Genomic DNA, 19485 nt, shown 5'->3' with positions numbered 1-19485 from the left:
GAAGCGTCCACACCGACGGACAGGGACCTTCGTGCCTCTCCCCTCCCCCGGCCTCCGGCGTCCCCACACGCCGAGCTCGAACAGTCGGCGGACCGTCTCAGTGCGAGCGCACCACTGGGTCGCAACAGATCGGCCTCACCGGTATTACTATCGGCACATGGTCCGAATCCCCCTCACCCCCGGCGAACTCGCTCGCGGTGCCAGGCTCGGCGCAACACTGCGTCGTTACCGAGGCAGCCGCACCATGACCGATGTCGCCGACGCTGCCGGCATCTCGGTCGAGACGCTCAGAAAGATCGAGACCGGACGCATACCGACTCCAGCATTCTTTACCGTCGCGGCCCTGTGCGAGGCGCTGAGCATCTCGTTGGACGCCTTGGCGGACTCGACCTCGGACTCGATAGCGAGACACTCCGAGGCCGACGCCTCCTGACGTCGCGGACGCCCACTCCTGGTCGCCCCCCACCCCTCGTCGCGCACCTTTCTTGGGCCGTCATCGCTACACGTGCCGTCGCGGAGGCTCTTGATCTCACACGGGTACAAAAAAGGGCCCCGATCGTTCTCGCGAACGATTGGGGCCCTTCCCAGGTGTATGCAGTCAGTGACGCTCGGCTCCGACGTGGTACTCGAACACCAATCCAGCGGCAGATGCGATGACGCAGACGACGCCCACAGCGATGAGCCACGGCTGGAAGAAAGCGAATCCGAGAGCCGTGATGGACGCAGCGCCGGCGAGCACGATCGGCCAGAAGCTGCCGGGGCTGAAGAAGCCCAGATCGCCTGCGCCGTCGCTGACCTCGGCATCGTCGAAGTCTTCGGGGCGGGTGTCGAGGCGTCGGGCGACGAACCGGAAGTACGTACCGACGATCAACGTCAGACCCACCGACAGGAAGATCGCGGTGACGCCGGCCCATTCCACTCCGGTGCGGCTCAGGCCCGTGAACAACGCGTACACGATGCCGACCAGGAGGAAGAAGACAGTGAGGATCTCGAAGATCTTGGCTTCGATTTTCATATCAGCATGCTTCCTTGGTCAGTTGCCTTCGGCGACAGTGGCGGTACGGACGGTGCGATCGGTCTCGAACGGCGAGGTACTCGTTGCGAGCGGGCTCTCACCGATGGCGTCGAGCGCCTGCGCATTGGTGAGCGCTTCGCCGCCCTCGGACACCGGCTTGCGCAGCTCGATGTACTGCTCGAACTTGTCCGGTGACACAGCGCGAACCTCGAAGTTCATCATCGAGTGGAAGGTGCCACACATTTCGGTGCACCGGCCGACGAACGATCCTTCGCGTTCGATCTCGCTGATCTGGAACACGTTGTCGGAGTGGTTCTCCTCGGGGTTCGGAAGAACGTCACGCTTGAACAGGAATTCCGGTACCCAGAAGCCGTGGATGACGTCCGAGGACGCGAGCACGAACTCGATGCGCTTACCGGTCGGGAGAACCAGTACCGGGATCTCGTCGCTGGATCCGACCGTTTCGATCTTGTTGTAGTGCAGGTAGGACAGGTCCTGCGGGATCGCTCCATGGATCGCTCCTGGAACGAATTCACCGTCCTCGCTTCCCTCGGCACCTTCGCCGGGAGTAGCGGCGGCTTCCGCTGCGGCCTGCTGCTCTTCGTCGGTGCCCTCGTACTTGGCGGCACCGTCCTTGAGGTCGATAGTCCGGTAGCCGAACTTCCAGTTCCACTGGTACGCAGTGACGTCGACCTGTACGTCGGGGTCGGCCTGCTTCTCGTCGACGTAGTTCTGCACCACGACGGTGAAGTAGAACAGGACGGCGATGATGACGAACGGCACGGCCGTGTAGAACAGCTCGAGCGGAACGTTGTACGCCGTCTGGCGGGGGAACTCCGGTGAGCTCTTCTTCTTACGGTGGAAGAGCACCACCCAGAAGATCAGGACCCACACGACGATGCCCATGACCAAGGCGGCAATAACCGACCAGGTCCACAGGTCGCCGATGCGTCGCCCCTGAGGAGTGACGCCAGAGGCGAAACCGAAATTGAGTACGTTGTCGCTGCTGATGGAACAGCCCGACAGCATCAACGCGGCTACACCGAGAAATGCTGTCAGCCCCGCTCGCCGAAGGATCCGACTATGCGCCACGTTCACGCCTTCCTGATTGCCCACCACTGAAGAATAAGGGCTTCCACATGGAGATGCCCGAGTACTACGCAGCGTAGACCAAAGCCGACGGATAGCCATCCTTGGGTCGTTACCTACGCTCGTGCGTGTCTGCGGCATACTCGGTTCCTGATCTGCCGTCCCGCTGACGCCGCTCGCGGAGACTCGGACCGCTGCATTGTCCCCAACTGCGAGAAGAGGTAGCAGACGCTGTGTGTGGACTGCTCGGAGTACTCACGTCTCACGGAACGACCGCCGCCGGAGTCGAGCTGGTGAGCTCGGCAACCCACTGCATGCGACACCGAGGCCCGGACGAGCCCGGCGGCACGTGGCACGACGACGACGTCGTCTACGGCTTCAACCGGTTGTCGTTCATCGACATCGAACACTCGCATCAGCCGATGCGATGGGGTCCGCCCGAGTCGCCGAACCGGTACGCGCTCGTCTTCAACGGCGAGATCTACAACTACCTCGAGTTGCGCGCGGAGTTGGCGCGTGATCATGGGGCAGAGTTCGCCACAGAGGGCGACAGCGAATCGATCGTCGCCGCATTCCACTACTGGGGTCCTGCCGCAGTGCAGCGACTGCGGGGCATGTTCGCGTTCGCAGTCTGGGACACCGAGACCCGCCAGATGTTCATTGCACGCGATCCCTTCGGCATCAAGCCGTTGTTCCTGGCCACCGGCCCGGGAGGCACCGCATTCGGCAGTGAGAAGAAGAGCGTGCTCGAGTTGATGGACCTGGTCGGGGTCGACGACGATCTCGATCAGCGCGCCATCGAGCACTACACCGTGCTGCAGTACGTCCCCGAGCCCGAGACCCTCCACGCGGGGATCCGTCGGCTCGAATCCGGCTGCTACGCCACCCTCTCCCCCGGTACCGCGCCGAAGGTCACCCGATACTTCACGCCGAAGTTTCCGGTCCAACCGTTCGCGCCCGGCAGCGAGAAGGCTCGTTACCAGGAGATCGCCGAGGCGCTCGAAGATTCGGTCGCCAAGCACATGCGCGCCGATGTGACAGTCGGGTCCTTCCTGTCGGGCGGTATCGATTCGACGGCCATCGCGGCGCTGGCAATCCGCCACAATCCTGATCTGATCACCTTCACCACCGGTTTCGAACGTGATGGGTACTCCGAGGTCGACGTCGCCGCGGAGTCGGCGGCTGCCATCGGTGCTCGCCACATCGTCAAGGTCGTCGGGCCGGAGGAGTTCGCAGCATCCATCCCCGAGATCGTCTGGTACCTGGACGACCCGGTGGCGGATCCGGCCCTCGTACCGCTGTACTTCGTCGCCAAGGAGGCGCGCAAGCACGTGAAGGTCGTGCTCTCCGGCGAGGGCGCGGACGAGTTGTTCGGCGGGTACACCATCTATCGCGAGCCGCTGTCACTGAAGCCGTTCGAGTCGCTTCCGGCATTCCTCAGACGCGCTGCCGGGTCGTTGAGCGAGCGGATCCCGGAAGGTACCCGCGGAAAAAGCCTGCTGAACCGTGGATCGATGACTCTCGAAGAGCGGTACTACGGAAACGCTCGCAGCTTCAACGACGCACAACTGCGGTCCGTACTGCGCGAATTCCGACCGGAATGGACCCACCAGGACGTCACTGCGCCGATCTATGCGCAGTCGCAGGGCTGGGATCCGGTGGCTCGCATGCAGCACCTGGACCTGTTCACGTGGTTGCGCGGCGACATTCTGGTCAAGGCCGACAAGATCACCATGGCGAACTCGCTCGAGCTGCGAGTCCCGTTCCTGGACTCCGAGGTCTACAAGGTCGCCGAGAAGCTCCCGCTCGAGCAGAAGATCACCAAGAGCACCACGAAGTACGCTCTGCGCCAGGCGCTCGAGGGAATCGTTCCCGGTCACGTACTGCATCGCGCCAAGCTGGGATTCCCTGTGCCACTGCGCCATTGGCTGCGCGGCACGGAACTCTTCGACTGGGCGCGCCAGCAGATCGCCGATTCGCAGACCGATCACCTGCTGAACAAGCCCGCCATAGTCGCGATGCTCAACGACCATCGCGCCGGAAAATCCGATCACAGCCGACGTCTGTGGACGCTGCTGATCTTCATGGTGTGGCACGGCATCTTCGTCGAGAAGCGCATCGTGCCGCAGATCGCCGAACCGGAATACCCGGTCAACATCTGACCGGTACACCCGTCTCCCCCGGGATCAATGTGGATTCCAGTCGCTCAGATTGCAACAAAGCCGCATTGATCCCGCTGAGGGAGACCGATCTCAGGCCGGCAACAGCGCGCCGATCTCCTCGCCCGCCTCGGTGCCGTACGCCGCGCTCAGACGCTTGATCGCGTCGTCGCGGTTCAGGCTCCACTCCTGCGTTCCGGTGGTTTCGAGCACCAGAACGGCGACGAGCGAGCCGAGTTGCGCTGCACGTTCGATGCTTGCGCCCGCCAGATGCGCGGTGAGGAAACCTGCGCGGAAGCCGTCGCCGACGCCGGTCGGGTCGACCTTGCTGGTTTCCGGTACGACACCGATGTGGGTATGCGCACCGTCCTTGGTGACGATGTCCACGCCGCGCTTGCCCAATGTGGTGACACGCAGATCCACCTTCGCGGCGATGTCTTCGTCGGACATGCCGGTCTTCTGCTTGAGCAGAGCCCATTCGTACTCGTTGGTGAACAGATACGCGGCTCCGTCGATCATCTCCATTGCCTGCGCAGCATCGAGGCGAGCGAGCTGCTGGGACGGGTCGGCTGCGAACGGGATGCCCGCAGCGCGGCACTGGGCGGTGTGCGCTGTCATCGCATCGGGGTCGTTGGCACCGATCAGAACCAGATCCAGGTCGTGCTGGGTCGCCAGCGCTTCGATGGAAATATCGCGAGCCTCACTCATGGCCCCGGGGTAGAACGATGCGATCTGCGCCATGTCCTGGTCCGTGGTGCAGACGAAACGCGCCGTGTGGGCGGTTGCGGAGATGCTCACGCCACTGCAGTCGACGCCGTGTTCTTCGAGCCAGCCGCGGTATTCGGCGAAGTCCGGTCCCACAGCCCCCACGAGCAGCGGCGAGCCGCCGAGGACCCCGAGCGCGTAGGCGATGTTGCCGCCTACTCCTCCTTTGCGGATGACCAGGTCGTCGACCAGAAAGCTCAACGAGATGTTCGAGATCTGGTCGGCGACGATCTGCTCGGCGAACCGTCCGGAGAATCGCATCAGATGGTCGGTCGCTATCGAGCCGGATACCGCGAGAGTCACGAAGGAGAGCCTTTCGAATGGAGGTCCTGGTTTGCTGACAGGCAGACACGACTGTGACCGATACACGCATGCGTGTATCGGTCACAGTCGAAAACGGGTCAGCTCAGTTGAACGAGTCGCCGCACGCGCACGAACCCGTGGCGTTCGGGTTGTCGATCGTGAAGCCCTGCTTCTCGATCGTGTCCACGAAGTCGATGGATGCACCCTCGACGTAGGGGGCGCTCATCCGGTCCACTGCGAGGGTGACGCCGTTGAAGTCGACCGCGAGGTCTCCGTCGAGGCTTCGATCGTCGAAGAAGAGCTGGTAACGCAATCCTGCACAACCACCCGGCTGCACCGCGATGCGCAGCGCGAGGTCGTCGCGGCCTTCTTGATCCAGCAACGCCTTGGCCTTGGCCGACGCGGTGTCGGTCATGGTGACCTTGTGCGCCGTGGTTTCGGTTGTTGTGGTCTCGCTTGAAACGGTCATGGGCTCTCCCTATCAGTCGTACAAAACCCGTGAACTACTCAACCGTACTCTCGGTGCCTCTATTCCTCACGCTCGCCGCCTCGGATTCACGGCAGAGTCGGCAACCTCGCCGGCGATACGTGCGGCCAGCAGTTCGAGCTGGTTGGCTGCATCGGACATCGCCAACTCCACCGATCCCGCGAACTCGCTGATCGAATGTGCGGCCTCGATACCGGCCGAGGCCAGGTCGTCCTCGGTCAACGTGACCTGTCCCGCGAGCACGATCGTCTCCACCCCGGTCGCGCCACCGGCGGCCGCGATTCTGGTCACCAGCTTGCCGCGCAGCGATTGTGAATCGAACTTTCCCTCACCCGTCAACACCAGATCGACGGTCTCGAGCAGTTCTTGCTGTCCGGTTCGCTCGGCCACCACGACGGCCCCCGGCTGCTGTGTGCCGCCGAGTGCGAACAGGGCGGCACCGAGGCCGCCCGCGGCTCCTGCACCCGGCCGATTCGCCACGTCGTGACCCGCTGCGGACAGAACTGCGGCCCAGTCGGTGTTCAGCTCCTCGAGTCTTTCGACCGTCTCGGCGTCGGCACCCTTCTGCGGGCCGAACACCCGAGCCGCACCCCACTCGCCCAACAACGGATTTTCCACGTCCGACGCGGCAACGAGGTCGATTCCCGCCAATCGAGCGACCGCCGATCCAAGTCCACCCATTGCGCGAATCAGTGCACGGCCGCCGTCGGTGCAACTGCTGCCGCCGAGCCCGACGAAGATCGTTCGAGCCCCGCTGCCGATCGCTGCATCGATCAGTTGCCCGACGCCGTAACTGCTGGCTTTCAGTGCGGACAGGGGGCTCGGCGGACCGTCGAGCAGATGCAGCCCGCACGCCTGCGCTGATTCGATGTATGCCGCTTGGCCGTCGAGCAGCCAGCGGGCCCGAACCGGGGTGCCGAGCGGTCCGTCGACGTCGGCGACCTGCACAGTGCCGATGCGCGAGGCCAGCACCTCGACGAATCCGGGCCCGCCGTCGGATTGGGGGGCGAGCTCGAGTTGGTCCTGCTGTCGAACCGACGCCCATCCCTTCGCGATTGCATGGGCCGCGCTCGCGGCGGTCAGGGTGTCTCCGAAGGAATCGGGCGCAATCATCACTCGCATCGTGGAAAGTCTAGGGCCGCACCATGCGAACGGCATCTGCTGATCTGCCAGCTGACCTGGCCGGTGTTCGAGATCGATACGTCATCCCATACTCTGGATGCGTGAAGCTGCTACGCCGTGGAAACTCCGACAATTCGGACGAACAGAACTCGAACGAATCCGAGTCGATTGCGTCCGGGAACGAGGCCGCATCTCCGGTGTCCCTCGGCAAGGGCCGGCCGACACCCAAGCGCCGTGACGCCGAGTCCCGTCGGCGTGGTCCGGTCGCTCCGGCTCCCCTGACGAGCAAAGAGGCTCGCGAGCGCCGCAAGGCGAACAAGGGCAGCAAGGAAGACCGCAAGGCCGCGTCCAACGAGCGCCGCGCCGCTGCAGCCGAGCGCCGTGCGCGCATGCTGGCCGGTGACGACAAGTACCTACTCCCCCGCGACAAGGGTCCGGTTCGCGCGTACGTTCGCGACATCGTCGATGCGCGGCGCAATCTCGTCGGACTGTTCATGCCGCTCGCACTGATCCTGATCTTCGCACTGTTCCTGCAGCCTGCGGTGCAGCAGTACGTCACTCTCGGCATGTTCGTGATGATGCTGTTCATGGTCGGCGAGGGCATCTACCTCGGCAAGATGATCAACAACAAGATCCGAGTCCGATTCCCCGAGACCACGGACGGCGGCTTCAAGATCGGGTGGTACGCGTTCGTCCGCGCGTCCCAGATTCGCAAGATGCGCGCACCCAAGCCGCGAGTCAGCGCCGGCGCGGCTGTCTGACGTCGGTGGGTGAACCGACTCGAACCCTCGTACTCGGTGGTGCCCGCTCCGGTAAGTCCGCGCACGCCGAGTCGTGTGCCGTCACGGAGCCGGTTCGCTACCTCGCTACCGGTAGGCGCGACCACACCGACGAGGATTGGCAGCGTCGCATCGACCTCCATCGGGCGTCGAGACCGCAGCATTGGTCCACCGTCGAGACGGTGACCGCGCTGGCCTCGTCGATTTCGGAGCCCTGGGACGGCACCACCTTGGTCGACGACCTCGGAACATGGCTGACGGGGATGCTCGACGACGCTCGGGCGTGGGAGCGACCGCGCGGCACGATCACGCCGGCCGTCGACGATCTTGTCGGGGCGGTTGCGGACTGCACGTCCACCCTTGTGCTGGTCAGTCCCGAGGTAGGTCTGTCCGTGGTTCCCGAATCGCATTCCGGACGCCTCTTCCGAGACGAGCTCGGACTGCTGAACTCTCGACTCGCCGCAGTGTGTGACAGGGTTCTGCTGGTCGTCGCGGGACTCGCGATGACCCTCAAGGAACCACCGGCAGACTTCATCACCGCGAAAGGCGAAGTGTGACAACTCTTTCGGCAGAAGATTCGGCGTCGTCGCCGTTTCGTCCGGTGACCGCTCCGTCCGATTCGGCTCGCTCGGCCGCCGAGGATCGCCAACGTGAACTCACCAAGCCCGCCGGCAGCCTCGGCCGCCTGGAGAAGCTCGGTGAATGGATCGCGGCGTGCCAGGACAGCTGCCCTCCACGCTCGCTCGATCGGGTGCGCGTCGTCGTCTTCGCCGGCGATCACGGGATCGCAGCGCATGGAGTCTCTGCGTACCCGCCGGAGGTGACAGCTCAGATGGTCGAGAACATTCGCGGCGGCGGGGCGGCAGTCAATGTGCTCGCTGACATCGCCGGCGCCACGGTGCGGGTAGTCGATATCGCGGTGGACGCCGAGACCGATTCGTCGGTGTCGGCGTTCAAGATACGACGTTCCAGCGGATCGATCGACCGCGAGGATGCACTGAGCGAAGCCGAGGTTCGAGCAGCGCTCGCCGCGGGAGCAGCCATCGCAGACGAGGAGGTCGACGGTGGGGCGGATCTGCTCATCGCGGGCGATCTGGGTATCGGAAACACCACTCCCGCAACAGTATTGACCGCAATCCTAACCGACACCGAGCCTGTTGCGGCCGTGGGCCGAGGCACCGGAATCGACGACGCGGGGTGGATCAGGAAGACCGCCGCAATCCGGGATGCCATGCGTCGAGCGCGACCGGTCGCCAAGAACCCAACCGATCTGCTCCGGGTAGCGGGCGGTGCCGACTTCGCGGCGCTGGCCGGATTTCTCGCACAGGCCGCGCATCGTCGCACCCCGGTAATTCTCGACGGCCTCGTGGTGACCGCGGCCGCGTTGGTGGCAGAGGACGGCGCGGCCGGGGCACGGGACTGGTGGGTTGCCGGGCACCGCTCGGCCGAGCCCGCTCACACACTTGCGTTGCGTCATCTGCGTCTCGAACCGGTCGTCGAGCTGGCCATGAGACTGGGTGAAGGGTCCGGTGCCCTCGCGGCACTGCCTCTGGTTCGTGCGGGCGTCGGCACGTTGAACTCGATGGCGACTTTCGCCGACTCCGGTGTCAGCACCGGCGACAACGAAGCCGACAGCACTACCGAAGACCACTGACGGTGCGCGGGCGAGCCGATGGACTGTTGCTCGCGTTCTCCTGGCTGACCGTACTGCCCGTACGCGGCCCCGAGAACGTCGATCGACACGCGGCCGGACGGGCGATAGCTCGTGCTCCGATCGTCGGTCTCGCTCTCGGCGGCACCTGCGCGGCGCTGGTGTGGGCATCGATCACCGTCGGACTGTCGCCGCTGCTCAGCGGACTGGTCGGCGTCGCGGCTGCTGCATTGCTGACCAGGGGGATGCACCTGGACGGCCTGGCCGACACCGCAGACGGACTCGGTTGCTACGGCCCGCCCGAGCGCGCGAGAGAAGTCATGAAGTCCGGCAGCGCAGGCCCGTTCGGAGTGGCAGCGCTTGCTCTGGTGTTGGGGATACAGGCTGCAAGCGTGGGCCAGCTCGCTCAGTTGCACATGTGGTGGGCCATCGTGTTCGTCTCGGTCATCGGACGTGTGTCGGTGGTGCTCGCGTGCCGCCGAGGGATCGACGCGGCGGCACCGACCGGCTTCGGCGCGCTGGTGGCAGGCACTCAGTCGACCGCACTCGTGGCGTTGTGGACAGGCGTGGCAACGGCCATGTCCGTGTACATCAGGCCCGACCGCCCGTGGCACGGCCCTCTGGTGGTCGTCGTTGTGCTCGCCCTTGCCGTGGTTCTGACTCGGCACTGCGTCCGACGCTTCGGCGGTCTCTCCGGCGACGTGCTCGGGGCCGGAATCGAGACCACCACCGCCCTGGCCGCGATCGGCATTCTCGTCGGGAGCTAGCGCAGTGTGGTCATCCAACCGTGGGTATCGGCGAACGTGCCGCGCTGGATGCCGGTGAGCGTGTCTCGCAGTGCGAGCGTGATCTCGCCGGGCTCACCGCCTGCGATCTCGAATGCTCCCTCGGTGGACTTGACGCTGCCCACCGGGGTGATGACGGCTGCGGTGCCACAGGCGAACACCTCGGTGATCTCGCCCGAGTCGGCACCCTTGCGCCACTCCTCGGTGGAGATTCGGCGTTCTTCGACGGGGATGCCGGCGTCCGTCGCCAGCGCCAGCAGCGAGTCACGCGTGATGCCGGGGAGGAGTGATCCGGACAGCGATGGCGTCACCAGTCGCGCATCGGAGCCCGAGCCGAAGACGAAGAACAGGTTCATCCCGCCCATCTCCTCGACGTAGCGGCGCTCGGTGGCGTCGAGCCAGACCACCTGATCGCATCCTTCGTCGCTGGCCTGCGCCTGGGCGAGGAGTGACGCGGCATAGTTGCCTGCGAACTTCGCAGCTCCAGTACCGCCCGGTGCCGCCCGGACGTACTCGGTGGACAGCCAGACGCTCACCGGCTTGACTCCCCTGGGGAAGTACGCGCCCGCAGGCGAGGCGATCAGCATGTACCGGTACGAGTCGGCGGGGCGCACGCCCAGGCCGGCTTCGGTGGAGAACATGTACGGACGGACGTACAACGCGTCCTCACCGCCGGCCGCGGGCACCCACTCGTGGTCGAGTTCGAGCAGCTTCTCGATCGATCCGACGAAGAGCTCGTCCGAGAGTTCCGGCATCGCGAGCCGGCGAGCCGAGGACCGGAACCGCTCGGCGTTGGACTCCACCCGGAACGTCGAGAGGTCACCGTTCGGCTGACGGTAGATCTTGAGGCCCTCGAAGATGGCCTGTCCGTAATGCAGCACCATCGCCGCCGGGTCGAGCTCGATCGGGCCGTACGGAGCGATCGTCGCGTCGTGCCAGCCACGGTCTCGGGTGTAGTCGATGTACACCATGTGATCTGTGAAGTGCTTTCCGAATCCTGGTGCGGCAAGCACGGCGTCGCGCTCCGCCGGTGTAGCGGGCGAGGGATGCTGCACGTACGCGAATTCGGAAACACCTGTCATGCCCGAGATCCTATCGTGGAGGTCACCCGCTCTCGCGCGGTCACCTGGTCTTGGCAGCGACGAACGGTGGCGCGACCACTTCGCAGCGCAACGCACGCCCGCGAACATCGACCTCGACCTCCGAACCGACCGCCGGAGCTGCCTCGGCGTCGAGCAGGGCCAGGGCGATACCCACCTTGAGCGACGGTGAGAAAGTTCCAGAGGTCGTCGTCCCGATGTCCTGACCCGACGCCCGCACGGTGAGACCGGGGCGGAGTACGCCGCGGTCGAGAGCTTTCAGTCCGCGCAGTGTTCGCGCCGGCCCATCGGCCTTCTCCGCGGTCAGTGCCTCCTTGCCCCAGAACGCGTCCTTCTTCCAGCCGATCGCCCAACCGCACCGGGCTTGCAGGGGCGAAATGTCCAGTGACAGTTCGTGTCCGTGCAGCGGGTATCCCATCTCGGTGCGCAGAGTGTCGCGTGCTCCGAGCCCGCACACCTGTCCCCCACGAGACCGCACGGCGGCCAGCAGTGCGCGGAAGAGCGGTTCCACATCGCCCGCCGGTGGAACGAGTTCGTAGCCGTGCTCGCCGGTGTAACCGGTTCGGCACACCCGCACTGCCACCGAATTCCAGGTTGCGTCCTCGAACGCCATGTAGTCCATGTCGGTCGGCAGGCCCAGTTCCTGCAGCACCTCGGCCGCTTTCGGCCCCTGCACGGCCAGCACTCCGAACTCGCGGTGCTGATTCACCACCGACACGCCGTCGGGTGCCTGCGCTGCCATCGCGGCGACGACCTCGGCCGTGTTGGCCGCGTTCGGCACCAGGAAGACGTCGTCGTCGGAGACGTAATACGCGATGAGGTCGTCGACCACCCCGCCGGATTCCGTGCAGCACAGGGTGTACTGCGCTTTACCCGGCTCGATGCGGCCGAGATCGTTGGTCAGAACAGAGTTCACGAAGGCGGCAGCGCCGGGTCCGGTGACCGACGCTTTGCCCAGGTGGCCGACGTCGAACAGACCTACGGTTTCCCGCACCGCGGTGTGCTCGACGACCACACCGGCGTACGACACCGGCATGGTCCAACCGCCGAAAGGCGCGAATGTCGCACCCAATTCGGTGTGTACGGCGTGCAGCGGTCCCTCGATCAGGTCGGTGTCGGTCATGGCGGTCACGCTAGCTCACATCACGGCTCGTGCGGGCCCTGCGGACCGAGTTCGTCCCTCGGTCCGCTGCGCCATCGATCGTCATTAGGATCGAGGTACCTACACGTCAACCCCTACAGGAGCAGCCACGTGCCTTCACCTTCGACGCTATCCCGCACTCTCGGACCCGACCTGGTCCTCGCGGGCAAGCTCGGCAAGAAAGTCGACGTTCTCGTCGTCGCGCTGAGTACCAGTGACGACGGCCTCGAGCTCGCCATCACCGATGACATTTCGGATGACGCCGTTGCTTCAGAACTCCTCGACGCCTTCGAATCCGTCGGTGCCACCGGCAAAGCCGACGAGCTCGTTCGGATACCGGCTCCGTCCGGACTGCCCGTCTCCAGTGTCCTGGCAGTGGGCCTCGGCAACGCTGCCGACATCGACAGCGAACGCGTTCGTCAGTCGGCCGGTACCGCGGCACGCTCGCTCAAGGGTGTCGATACGGTCGCGACGACGTTGTCCGCACTCGATCTCGGAGCGGCCGCAGAGGGGTTCTTCCTCGGCGCGTATCAGTTCACCGAATTCAAGTCCGCACTGTCGGCACCGAAGGCCGACGGTCTTCCCCTCGCCCGCGTCGAATTGCTCGTTGCCGACTCTCGCTCGAAGGATGCCAAGAACGAGCTGGCGCGCTCGGTCGCCATTGCCGAATCCGTCGCCGTGGCGCGCGATTTCGTCAACACCCCACCGAGCCACCTCTATCCGGAGGAATTCGCGGACCGAGCCAAATCGCTCGGCACCGCAGCAGGACTGAAAGTCGAGATCCTCGACGACAAGGCCTTGGAAAAGGGTGGTTACGGCGGCATTCACGGAGTCGGTAAGGGATCCTCGCGGTTGCCGCGATTGGTTCGCCTGACCCACGCCGGCGGCAAGCGTGGCACCAAGAAGGTTGCCCTGGTGGGCAAGGGAATCACGTTCGACACCGGCGGCATCTCCATCAAACCCGCTGCGGGCATGGAGAACATGACCTCGGACATGGGCGGCGCGGCTGCGGTCATCGCGACGGTGATCCTCGCCGCGAAGGTCGGCCTGCCACTCGATGTCATCGCGACGGTGCCGATGGCCGAGAACATGCCGTCGGGAACCGCGCAGCGTCCCGGCGATGTGTTGACGCAGTACGGCGGCATCACCGTCGAGGTCATCAACACCGACGCCGAAGGTCGACTGGTGCTGGCCGACGCGATAGTGCGTGCCTGCGAGGACGATCCGGATTACCTCATCGACACAGCAACGCTCACCGGGGCTCAGGTCGTAGCGCTCGGCAACAGAACGCCGGGCGTGATGGGTACCGACAACTTCCGCGACCGGGTTGCCGAAATCTCCCAGGCCATCGGCGAGAACGGCTGGGCCATGCCGCTTCCGAAGGAGATTCGACGCGAACTCGACTCCAAGGTGGCCGATCTGGCGAACGTCACCAACGGCCGGGCCGGAGGAATGCTGGCAGCAGCTCTGTTCCTGAAGGAATTCGTGGCCGACGGCGTCGAATGGGCACACATCGATGTCGCGGGCCCGGCCTACAACACCGGAGGCCCCTTCGGCTACACCGGCAAGGGCGGCACCGGAGTTCCCGTGCGGACCATGTTCGCGGTTCTCGAAGACATAGTCGAGAACGGCTGATTCGGACCGTCCGTGCGCGAGGAGCAACGTCCTCGCGCACGGACTTCGATCACACGTCGCGCTGCTGCTGTTCGCGCTTCTTGATGATCTTCTGGCGCGCGTCGTGGTCGCGCATTCGCTGGGGATACCCGGTCTTGCGGACGTCGTACACCGGGATCTTCAGGTCGGGTCCGATCTTTCGTGCATATTTTTCATCCAGCGGCCGCCGGGTCCATTCGCCGTCGTTCGCGACCAGTACGACGGTCAGCGGGGTCACCGTCGTCTTGGGCTCGACGTAGGCCTCGACACCGATTCGCGCGGCGGTCCAATCGGCCAGGTACTGGGCGACCGACCCTTCGGGGCCACGTTTGGCGGCCCCGCCGCTTCGTTTGAGTCGATCGAACAATCCCACGAGAACATCCTTTTCGTACGGCCTATGGATCGCCGGCACGGATGCCGGAAATGTTGTTACCCGCCAGTTTGCCAGGCGTGTTGTGCGCCCTAGGGGAACGGCGAGGCGACAACAATGGAAGGATGACTGTAGAGGGTTCAGCTCTCTTGATAGTGAACCAAGGCTCGTGAAGTGAGTAAGTGAGTTGCCGAGAGGGAGTGTCGACGTGGGCGCTGGATCGAGCCGAACATGCTCGGTGAGTGTCGATCGCACCGGTGCCTCCGTCGAATCGAATCACCCAACTCTCGTCCATGAACCCTGTTCCGCCAGCACAATGGTCTGCGACCACAAGTCGTAAGAACTACATCACCCGCATACAACTGTCGAGGAGTCAACAGACATGGCCTTCTCCGTCCAGATGCCAGCTCTCGGTGAGAGTGTCACCGAGGGAACTGTCACGAGGTGGCTCAAACAAGAAGGCGACACCGTCGAAGTCGACGAGCCATTGCTCGAAGTCTCCACGGACAAGGTCGATACCGAGATCCCGTCGCCTGCTGCCGGTGTTCTCACCAAGATCGTCGCTCAGGAAGACGACACCGTCGAGATCGGTGGCGAGCTCGCCCAGATCGGTGACGCAGGCGAGGCCCCCTCGTCCGACGCACCGGCCGAGGACGCTGCCCCCGCCGAGGAATCGGCACCCGAGGAAGCTGCCGAGGAGCCCACTCCCGCAGCCGAGCCCGAGCCCCAGGCAGAGGAGGAGGCACCCGCAGCGAGTGCATCGTCCGACTCGTCAGGATCCGGTACGCCCGTGACGATGCCCGAGTTGGGTGAGTCCGTCACCGAGGGCACCGTGACCCGATGGCTCAAGGCCGTCGGCGACGAGGTTGCAGTCGACGAGCCGCTGCTCGAGGTCTCCACCGACAAGGTCGATACCGAGATCCCGTCTCCGGTCGCCGGAACACTGCTCGAAATCTCCGCCGAGGAAGACGACACGGTTGCCGTCGGTGGCCAGCTCGCCGTCATCGGATCCGGATCGCCCGCCGAGAAGGCTCCCGAGCCCGAGGCCACCCCGGAGCCCGAGGCCCCGAAGGCCGAAGAGCCGAAGAAGGAAGAGCCGAAGAAGGAGGCTCCCAAGCAGGAAGCCCCGAAGGCCGAGCCCAAGCCCGAGCCGAAGCAGGAGGCTCCCAAGGCCGCTCCGGCCAAGGAGTCGGCACCGTCGGGTGATTCCAGCCCGTACGTCACACCGCTCGTCCGGAAGCTGGCGTCGGACAACGACGTCGATCTCTCCACGGTCAAGGGCACCGGTGTCGGTGGACGTATCCGCAAGCAGGACGTGCTCGCGGCTGCCGAGGCCAAGAAGGCTCCGGCAGCTCCGGCCGCCGAGGCTGCGCCCGCAGCTGCCGCCAAGCCTGCTGCGCCGGCTACTGCCGGTGTTCGCCCGGAGCTCGCACATCTGCGTGGCACCACGCAGAAGATCAACCGGATCCGTCAGATCACCGCGAAGAAGACGCGCGAGTCGCTGCAGACCTCTGCGCAGCTCACGCAGACCTTCGAGGTGGATGTCACCAAGATCGCCGGTCTGCGAACGAAGGCGAAGGCGAAGTTCGCCGAGAACGAGGGCGTCAATCTGACGTACCTGCCGTTCTTCGCGAAGGCCGTCGTGGAGGCCCTCAAGGCGCACCCCAACGTCAATGCGAGCATCAACGAGGACGCCAAGGAGATCACCTACCACGCCGATGTCCACCTCGGCATTGCTGTGGACACCGAGCAGGGTCTGCTCTCCCCCGTCATCCACAACGCCGGTGACCTGTCGCTGGCCGGGTTGGCTCGGGCGATCAACGACATCGCGACCCGCGCACGTTCGGGTGGGCTGAAGCCGGACGAGCTGTCCGGTGGCACGTTCACGATCACCAACATCGGCAGCCAGGGTGCGCTGTTCGACACCCCGATCCTGGTTCCGCCGCAGGCGGCCATGCTGGGTACGGGTGCGATCGTCAAGCGTCCCGTGGTCGTCAAGGACGACTCGGGCAACGAGTCGATCGGTGTTCGCTCGATGTGCTACCTGCCGCTCACCTACGACCACCGGTTGGTGGACGGAGCCGACGCAGGGCGCTTCCTGACGACGATCAAGCAGCGTCTCGAAGTAGCGTCGTTCGAGGCCGATCTCGGCCTGTAGACAACCGGCGAGTTTCGCGCCTCACGTATTCTCGTAGGAGCGCGACACATTCGCATCGGAGTCTCGACAAGTGGGGCACGAACCGAGCATCCGGGGCATCATTCGTTCGCGAATGATGCCCCGGACTGCGTCAAGGAGGCTTTCGTTCATATGCGCGTAGTCATTGCAGGTTCATCGGGATTGATCGGCACAGCCCTGGTCGCAGCACTGCGGGGTCGGAGCCACGACGTCACCCGCCTCGTACGGCGTTCACCGGCAGGCCCGGACGAGTCGCAGTGGGACCCGTCGCGCGGGAGCATCGACGCGGCCACCCTCGACGGTGCCGACGCGATCGTCAACCTGTGTGGTGTCGGAATCGGCGACAAGAGATGGTCCGGTGCCTACAAGCAGTTGGTGCGCGACAGTCGAATCGCTCCCACCGAGGTGCTCGCAGGCGCTGCCGCCGATGCGGGAGTACCGACATTGATCAACGCCAGCGGCGTCAACTTCTACGGCGACACGGGCGACCGAGTGGTCGACGAGACCGCTCCCGTCGGTGAGGGTTTTCTGGCCGAGGTGTGTCGTGATTGGGAGAACGCCACGTCTGCGGCGTCCGATGCGGGTGTACGCACGATCATGCTCCGCAGCGGCGTCGTGCTGTCGCAGCGCGGCGGAATGCTCGGCAAACTTCGACCGCTGTATTTGTTCGCCCTCGGCGGGCGGCTCGGCAGTGGACGTCAGTACTTCCCGTGGATTTCTCTGGAAGACGAGATCGGTGCCATCGTCCACGGCATCGAGAGCGATTCCTTGCGTGGACCGGTCAACATGGTGGGTCCGACCCCGGTGACGAACGCGCAGTTCAACAGTGCGATGTCCCGTGCGGTGCACCGCCCAGCCCCGTGGGTCGTCCCCGGCTTCGCTCTCAAGGCAGTGATCGGCGAATTCGCCGAGGAAGCCATTCTCACCGGCCCGCGCGCCATTCCGAAGGCTCTGGAGGACGCGGGGTACTCGTTCGAGCACAACACCGTGGGAGAGGCACTGCGAGTAGCTGTGGGTAGCTGACGCGGCGTACCGTTCCGAATCATGAGTGACGCGAACTCTTCGTCGGTCCGAGCATCGGCACGCGCGAGCACCGAGCCTGTCGTGGTCCGCGAGTTGGGCACCGTCGAGTACACCGAGGCATGGGCTTTGCAGCGCGACCTGGCGGGTGCCCGGGCCGACGGCGTCGGCTCCGACACCCTGCTGCTGCTCGAGCATCCGTCCGTCTACACCGCGGGGCGACGCACCGCCGAGGAAGACATGCCCCGGGACGGCACTCCCGTCGTCGAGGTGGACCGCGGCGGCAAGATCACCTGGCACGGTCCTGGCCAATTGGTCGGATATCCCATCGTGAAGCTCGCGCAGCCCATCGACGTCGTTAAGTACGTGCGCCGTATCGAAGAAGCGCTGATCTCCGTCGTATCCGGATACGGCATCGTGTGCGGACGCGTCGACGGCCGCTCAGGGGTGTGGCTTGCAGCCGAAATGCGCGACGGCATCTGGCTTCCCGAGCGCAAGATCGCCGCGATCGGGGTCCGAGTCCAGCGCGGGGTGACACTGCACGGCTTCTCGCTCAACTGCAATGCAGCCATGACCGGGTTCGATGCGATCGTGCCGTGCGGTATCGCCGATGCGGGCGTCACGTCACTGTCGCTCGAACTGGGACGTGACGTGACGACCGACGACGTCCTCGCGGCCGTCACCACCGCAATACTGGCTGCCCTCGACGGTTCGATGCCGGTGCAGGACCACGACATCGAGCATCCGGCGACAGTCGGCGCGTCGATCAACCCGCAGTTCACCACCGTTCGGTTCGGCGCGTAGCATCGAATCTGTGACTGTGGCCCCAGAAGGACGCAAGCTGCTCCGCCTCGAGATCCGAAACGCGGAGACCCCCATCGAACGCAAACCCAACTGGATCAAGACCAAAGCCAAGATGGGCCCGGAATACACCGAGCTCAAAGGTCTTGTGAAGCGTGAGGGTCTGCACACGGTGTGCGAGGAAGCCGGCTGCCCGAATATCTACGAATGCTGGGAAGATCGCGAAGCGACCTTCCTCATCGGCGGTGAGCAATGCACCCGCCGTTGCGATTTCTGCCAGATCGACACCGGCAAGCCGGACGACCTCGACCGAGACGAGCCGCGCCGTGTGGCGGAGTCCGTGCAGGCCATGGGTCTGCGCTACTCCACGATCACCGGCGTCGCCCGTGACGATCTCGAGGACGGCGGAGCATGGCTGTACGCCGAGACGGTGCGCTTCATCAAGAAGCTGAACCCGAACACCGGTGTCGAGCTGCTCATCCCCGATTTCAACGCCAAGCCCGATCAGCTGGCCGAGGTCTTCTCCTCGCGACCGGAGGTGCTGGCCCACAACGTCGAGACCGTGCCGCGCATCTTCAAGCGCATTCGTCCTGCGTTCCGATACCAGCGGTCGATGGACGTCATCACTGCGGCGCGCGATGACGGCTTGGTCACCAAGTCCAACCTCATCCTCGGTATGGGCGAGACGCCCGAAGAGGTGCAGGAAGCGATTCGCGACCTGCACGAGGCGGGCTGCGACATCCTGACCATCACCCAGTACCTGCGGCCTTCACCGCGGCACCACCCCGTCGAGCGGTGGGTGAAGCCGGAGGAGTTCGTCGAGCACTCCGACTACGCCACCGAGGTCGGATTCGCCGGTGTGCTGGCTGGCCCGTTGGTCCGCTCGTCCTACCGTGCCGGGCGCCTGTACGCGCAGGCCATGGCGCACCACGGTCGCGAACTGCCCGAGAGCATGAGCCATCTGACCGACGGCGGCGAAGCCTCACAGGAGGCCAGTTCGTTGATGGCACGTCTGGCCGCTCGCTGATCCTCGTTCCCAATCCGGAGGGGTGCACGTGAGCGCCGGCAC

At 65.0% G+C, this 19485-nt stretch carries 19 protein-coding genes; 11 read left to right on the top strand and 8 right to left on the bottom strand.

All coding sequences use genetic code 11. The features are described 5' to 3' along the window. The first annotated feature begins 157 nt into the window (after positions 1 to 157). Positions 158 to 433, top strand: coding sequence for a helix-turn-helix transcriptional regulator (locus CH294_RS20145; RefSeq protein ID WP_032379074.1), 276 nt, complete (start codon positions 158 to 160; stop codon positions 431 to 433). 165 nt (positions 434 to 598) lie between these two features. On the opposite strand, the gene CH294_RS20140 is transcribed toward CH294_RS20145, so the two are convergent. Then, the gene (locus CH294_RS20140; RefSeq protein ID WP_094738907.1) at positions 599 to 1015 is read right to left on the bottom strand and encodes a cytochrome c oxidase subunit 4; all 417 of its coding nucleotides are present in this window, start codon (positions 1013 to 1015) and stop codon (positions 599 to 601) included. Positions 1016 to 1033: 18 nt separating this feature from the next. Then, a complete protein-coding gene (locus CH294_RS20135) occupies positions 1034 to 2113 on the bottom strand; it encodes a cytochrome c oxidase subunit II (RefSeq protein ID WP_032379552.1) in 1080 nt (359 codons plus the stop codon). A gap of 224 nt (positions 2114 to 2337) precedes the next feature. On the opposite strand from CH294_RS20135, the gene asnB reads away from it, so the two are divergent. After that, positions 2338 to 4266 carry an asparagine synthase (glutamine-hydrolyzing) gene (gene asnB / locus CH294_RS20130; RefSeq protein ID WP_094738906.1) on the top strand — a complete coding sequence of 643 codons (1929 nt, stop codon included), beginning with the start codon at positions 2338 to 2340 and terminating at the stop codon, positions 4264 to 4266. Between the two features lie 90 nt (positions 4267 to 4356). Here the strand turns inward: asnB and CH294_RS20125 are convergent, their stop codons facing one another. From CH294_RS20125 to CH294_RS20115, 3 genes are all read right to left on the bottom strand, one after another. Beyond that, positions 4357 to 5331 (bottom strand): carbohydrate kinase family protein, encoded by a 975-nt coding sequence (locus CH294_RS20125; protein ID WP_094738905.1) that lies wholly within the window; start codon positions 5329 to 5331, stop codon positions 4357 to 4359. Between the two features lie 103 nt (positions 5332 to 5434). Next, complete coding sequence (locus CH294_RS20120) at positions 5435 to 5800, bottom strand: iron-sulfur cluster assembly accessory protein (RefSeq protein ID WP_032403924.1); 366 nt, start codon at positions 5798 to 5800, stop codon at positions 5435 to 5437. 66 nt (positions 5801 to 5866) lie between these two features. Then, positions 5867 to 6940, bottom strand: coding sequence for a glycerate kinase (locus CH294_RS20115; RefSeq protein WP_094738904.1), 1074 nt, complete (start codon positions 6938 to 6940; stop codon positions 5867 to 5869). A gap of 101 nt (positions 6941 to 7041) precedes the next feature. Here CH294_RS20115 and CH294_RS20110 point away from each other — a divergent pair, with 101 nt between their 5' ends. The 4 genes from CH294_RS20110 to CH294_RS20095 are packed head-to-tail and all read left to right on the top strand — an operon-like array spanning position 7042 to position 10137. Further along, positions 7042 to 7701, top strand: a complete 660-nt coding sequence (locus tag CH294_RS20110; protein WP_094738903.1) for a DUF3043 domain-containing protein — start codon at positions 7042 to 7044, stop codon at positions 7699 to 7701. 5 nt (positions 7702 to 7706) lie between these two features. Continuing rightward, complete coding sequence (cobU, locus tag CH294_RS20105) at positions 7707 to 8276, top strand: bifunctional adenosylcobinamide kinase/adenosylcobinamide-phosphate guanylyltransferase (protein WP_052077712.1); 570 nt, start codon at positions 7707 to 7709, stop codon at positions 8274 to 8276. Between the two features lie 44 nt (positions 8277 to 8320). Then, positions 8321 to 9373, top strand: coding sequence for a nicotinate-nucleotide--dimethylbenzimidazole phosphoribosyltransferase (cobT, locus tag CH294_RS20100; protein WP_249305416.1), 1053 nt, complete (start codon positions 8321 to 8323; stop codon positions 9371 to 9373). A 2-nt stretch (positions 9374 to 9375) separates the two neighbouring features. After that, positions 9376 to 10137, top strand: coding sequence for an adenosylcobinamide-GDP ribazoletransferase (locus CH294_RS20095; RefSeq protein WP_094704694.1), 762 nt, complete (start codon positions 9376 to 9378; stop codon positions 10135 to 10137). Here CH294_RS20095 and CH294_RS20090 read toward each other — a convergent pair. Both CH294_RS20090 and gcvT read right to left on the bottom strand, forming a co-directional pair. Then, complete coding sequence (locus CH294_RS20090; protein WP_032403920.1) at positions 10134 to 11237, bottom strand: branched-chain amino acid aminotransferase; 1104 nt, start codon at positions 11235 to 11237, stop codon at positions 10134 to 10136. The genes CH294_RS20095 and CH294_RS20090 overlap by 4 nt on opposite strands. Before the next feature lie 40 nt (positions 11238 to 11277). Next, positions 11278 to 12378, bottom strand: a complete 1101-nt coding sequence (gcvT, locus tag CH294_RS20085; protein ID WP_032403919.1) for a glycine cleavage system aminomethyltransferase GcvT — start codon at positions 12376 to 12378, stop codon at positions 11278 to 11280. A 129-nt stretch (positions 12379 to 12507) separates the two neighbouring features. On the opposite strand from gcvT, the gene CH294_RS20080 reads away from it, so the two are divergent. After that, positions 12508 to 14031 (top strand): leucyl aminopeptidase, encoded by a 1524-nt coding sequence (locus tag CH294_RS20080; RefSeq protein ID WP_094738901.1) that lies wholly within the window; start codon positions 12508 to 12510, stop codon positions 14029 to 14031. 49 nt (positions 14032 to 14080) lie between these two features. On the opposite strand, the gene CH294_RS20075 is transcribed toward CH294_RS20080, so the two are convergent. Then, positions 14081 to 14416: an oxidoreductase gene (locus tag CH294_RS20075; protein WP_230592541.1), complete on the bottom strand. Its 336-nt coding sequence runs from the start codon at positions 14414 to 14416 to the stop codon at positions 14081 to 14083. A gap of 385 nt (positions 14417 to 14801) precedes the next feature. On the opposite strand from CH294_RS20075, the gene sucB reads away from it, so the two are divergent. From sucB to lipA, 4 genes are all read left to right on the top strand, one after another. Next, complete coding sequence (gene sucB, locus CH294_RS20070) at positions 14802 to 16577, top strand: 2-oxoglutarate dehydrogenase, E2 component, dihydrolipoamide succinyltransferase (RefSeq protein ID WP_037177409.1); 1776 nt, start codon at positions 14802 to 14804, stop codon at positions 16575 to 16577. Between the two features lie 150 nt (positions 16578 to 16727). Further along, positions 16728 to 17618, top strand: a complete 891-nt coding sequence (locus tag CH294_RS20065; protein ID WP_032379087.1) for a TIGR01777 family oxidoreductase — start codon at positions 16728 to 16730, stop codon at positions 17616 to 17618. A 21-nt stretch (positions 17619 to 17639) separates the two neighbouring features. Continuing rightward, positions 17640 to 18419 carry a lipoyl(octanoyl) transferase LipB gene (lipB, locus tag CH294_RS20060; RefSeq protein WP_094610153.1) on the top strand — a complete coding sequence of 260 codons (780 nt, stop codon included), beginning with the start codon at positions 17640 to 17642 and terminating at the stop codon, positions 18417 to 18419. Positions 18420 to 18429: 10 nt separating this feature from the next. Then, on the top strand, positions 18430 to 19443 hold the full coding sequence (gene lipA / locus CH294_RS20055; RefSeq protein WP_170944795.1) for a lipoyl synthase: 1014 nt from the start codon (positions 18430 to 18432) through the stop codon (positions 19441 to 19443). Positions 19444 to 19485: the final 42 nt, after the last annotated feature.

The sequence above is a fragment of the Rhodococcus sp. 14-2483-1-1 genome (genome assembly GCF_002259335.1).
Taxonomy (GTDB): Bacteria; Actinomycetota; Actinomycetes; order Mycobacteriales; family Mycobacteriaceae; genus Rhodococcoides.
This window is presented reverse-complemented; position numbering and strand designations above follow the sequence as displayed.

Excerpts from the sequence above, each read along its gene's own strand:
- CH294_RS20145 (WP_032379074.1), top strand. The coding sequence starts at position 158 with ATGGTCCGAATCCCCCTCACCCCCGGCGAACTCGCTCGCGGTGCCAGG.
- CH294_RS20140 (WP_094738907.1), bottom strand. The coding sequence starts at position 1,015 with ATGAAAATCGAAGCCAAGATCTTCGAGATCCTCACTGTCTTCTTCCTC.
- CH294_RS20120 (WP_032403924.1), bottom strand. The coding sequence starts at position 5,800 with ATGACCGTTTCAAGCGAGACCACAACAACCGAAACCACGGCGCACAAG.
- CH294_RS20115 (WP_094738904.1), bottom strand. The coding sequence starts at position 6,940 with ATGCGAGTGATGATTGCGCCCGATTCCTTCGGAGACACCCTGACCGCC.
- CH294_RS20090 (WP_032403920.1), bottom strand. The coding sequence starts at position 11,237 with ATGACAGGTGTTTCCGAATTCGCGTACGTGCAGCATCCCTCGCCCGCT.
- gcvT (WP_032403919.1), bottom strand. The coding sequence starts at position 12,378 with ATGACCGACACCGACCTGATCGAGGGACCGCTGCACGCCGTACACACC.
- sucB (WP_037177409.1), top strand. The coding sequence starts at position 14,802 with ATGGCCTTCTCCGTCCAGATGCCAGCTCTCGGTGAGAGTGTCACCGAG.
- CH294_RS20065 (WP_032379087.1), top strand. The coding sequence starts at position 16,728 with ATGCGCGTAGTCATTGCAGGTTCATCGGGATTGATCGGCACAGCCCTG.
- lipB (WP_094610153.1), top strand. The coding sequence starts at position 17,640 with ATGAGTGACGCGAACTCTTCGTCGGTCCGAGCATCGGCACGCGCGAGC.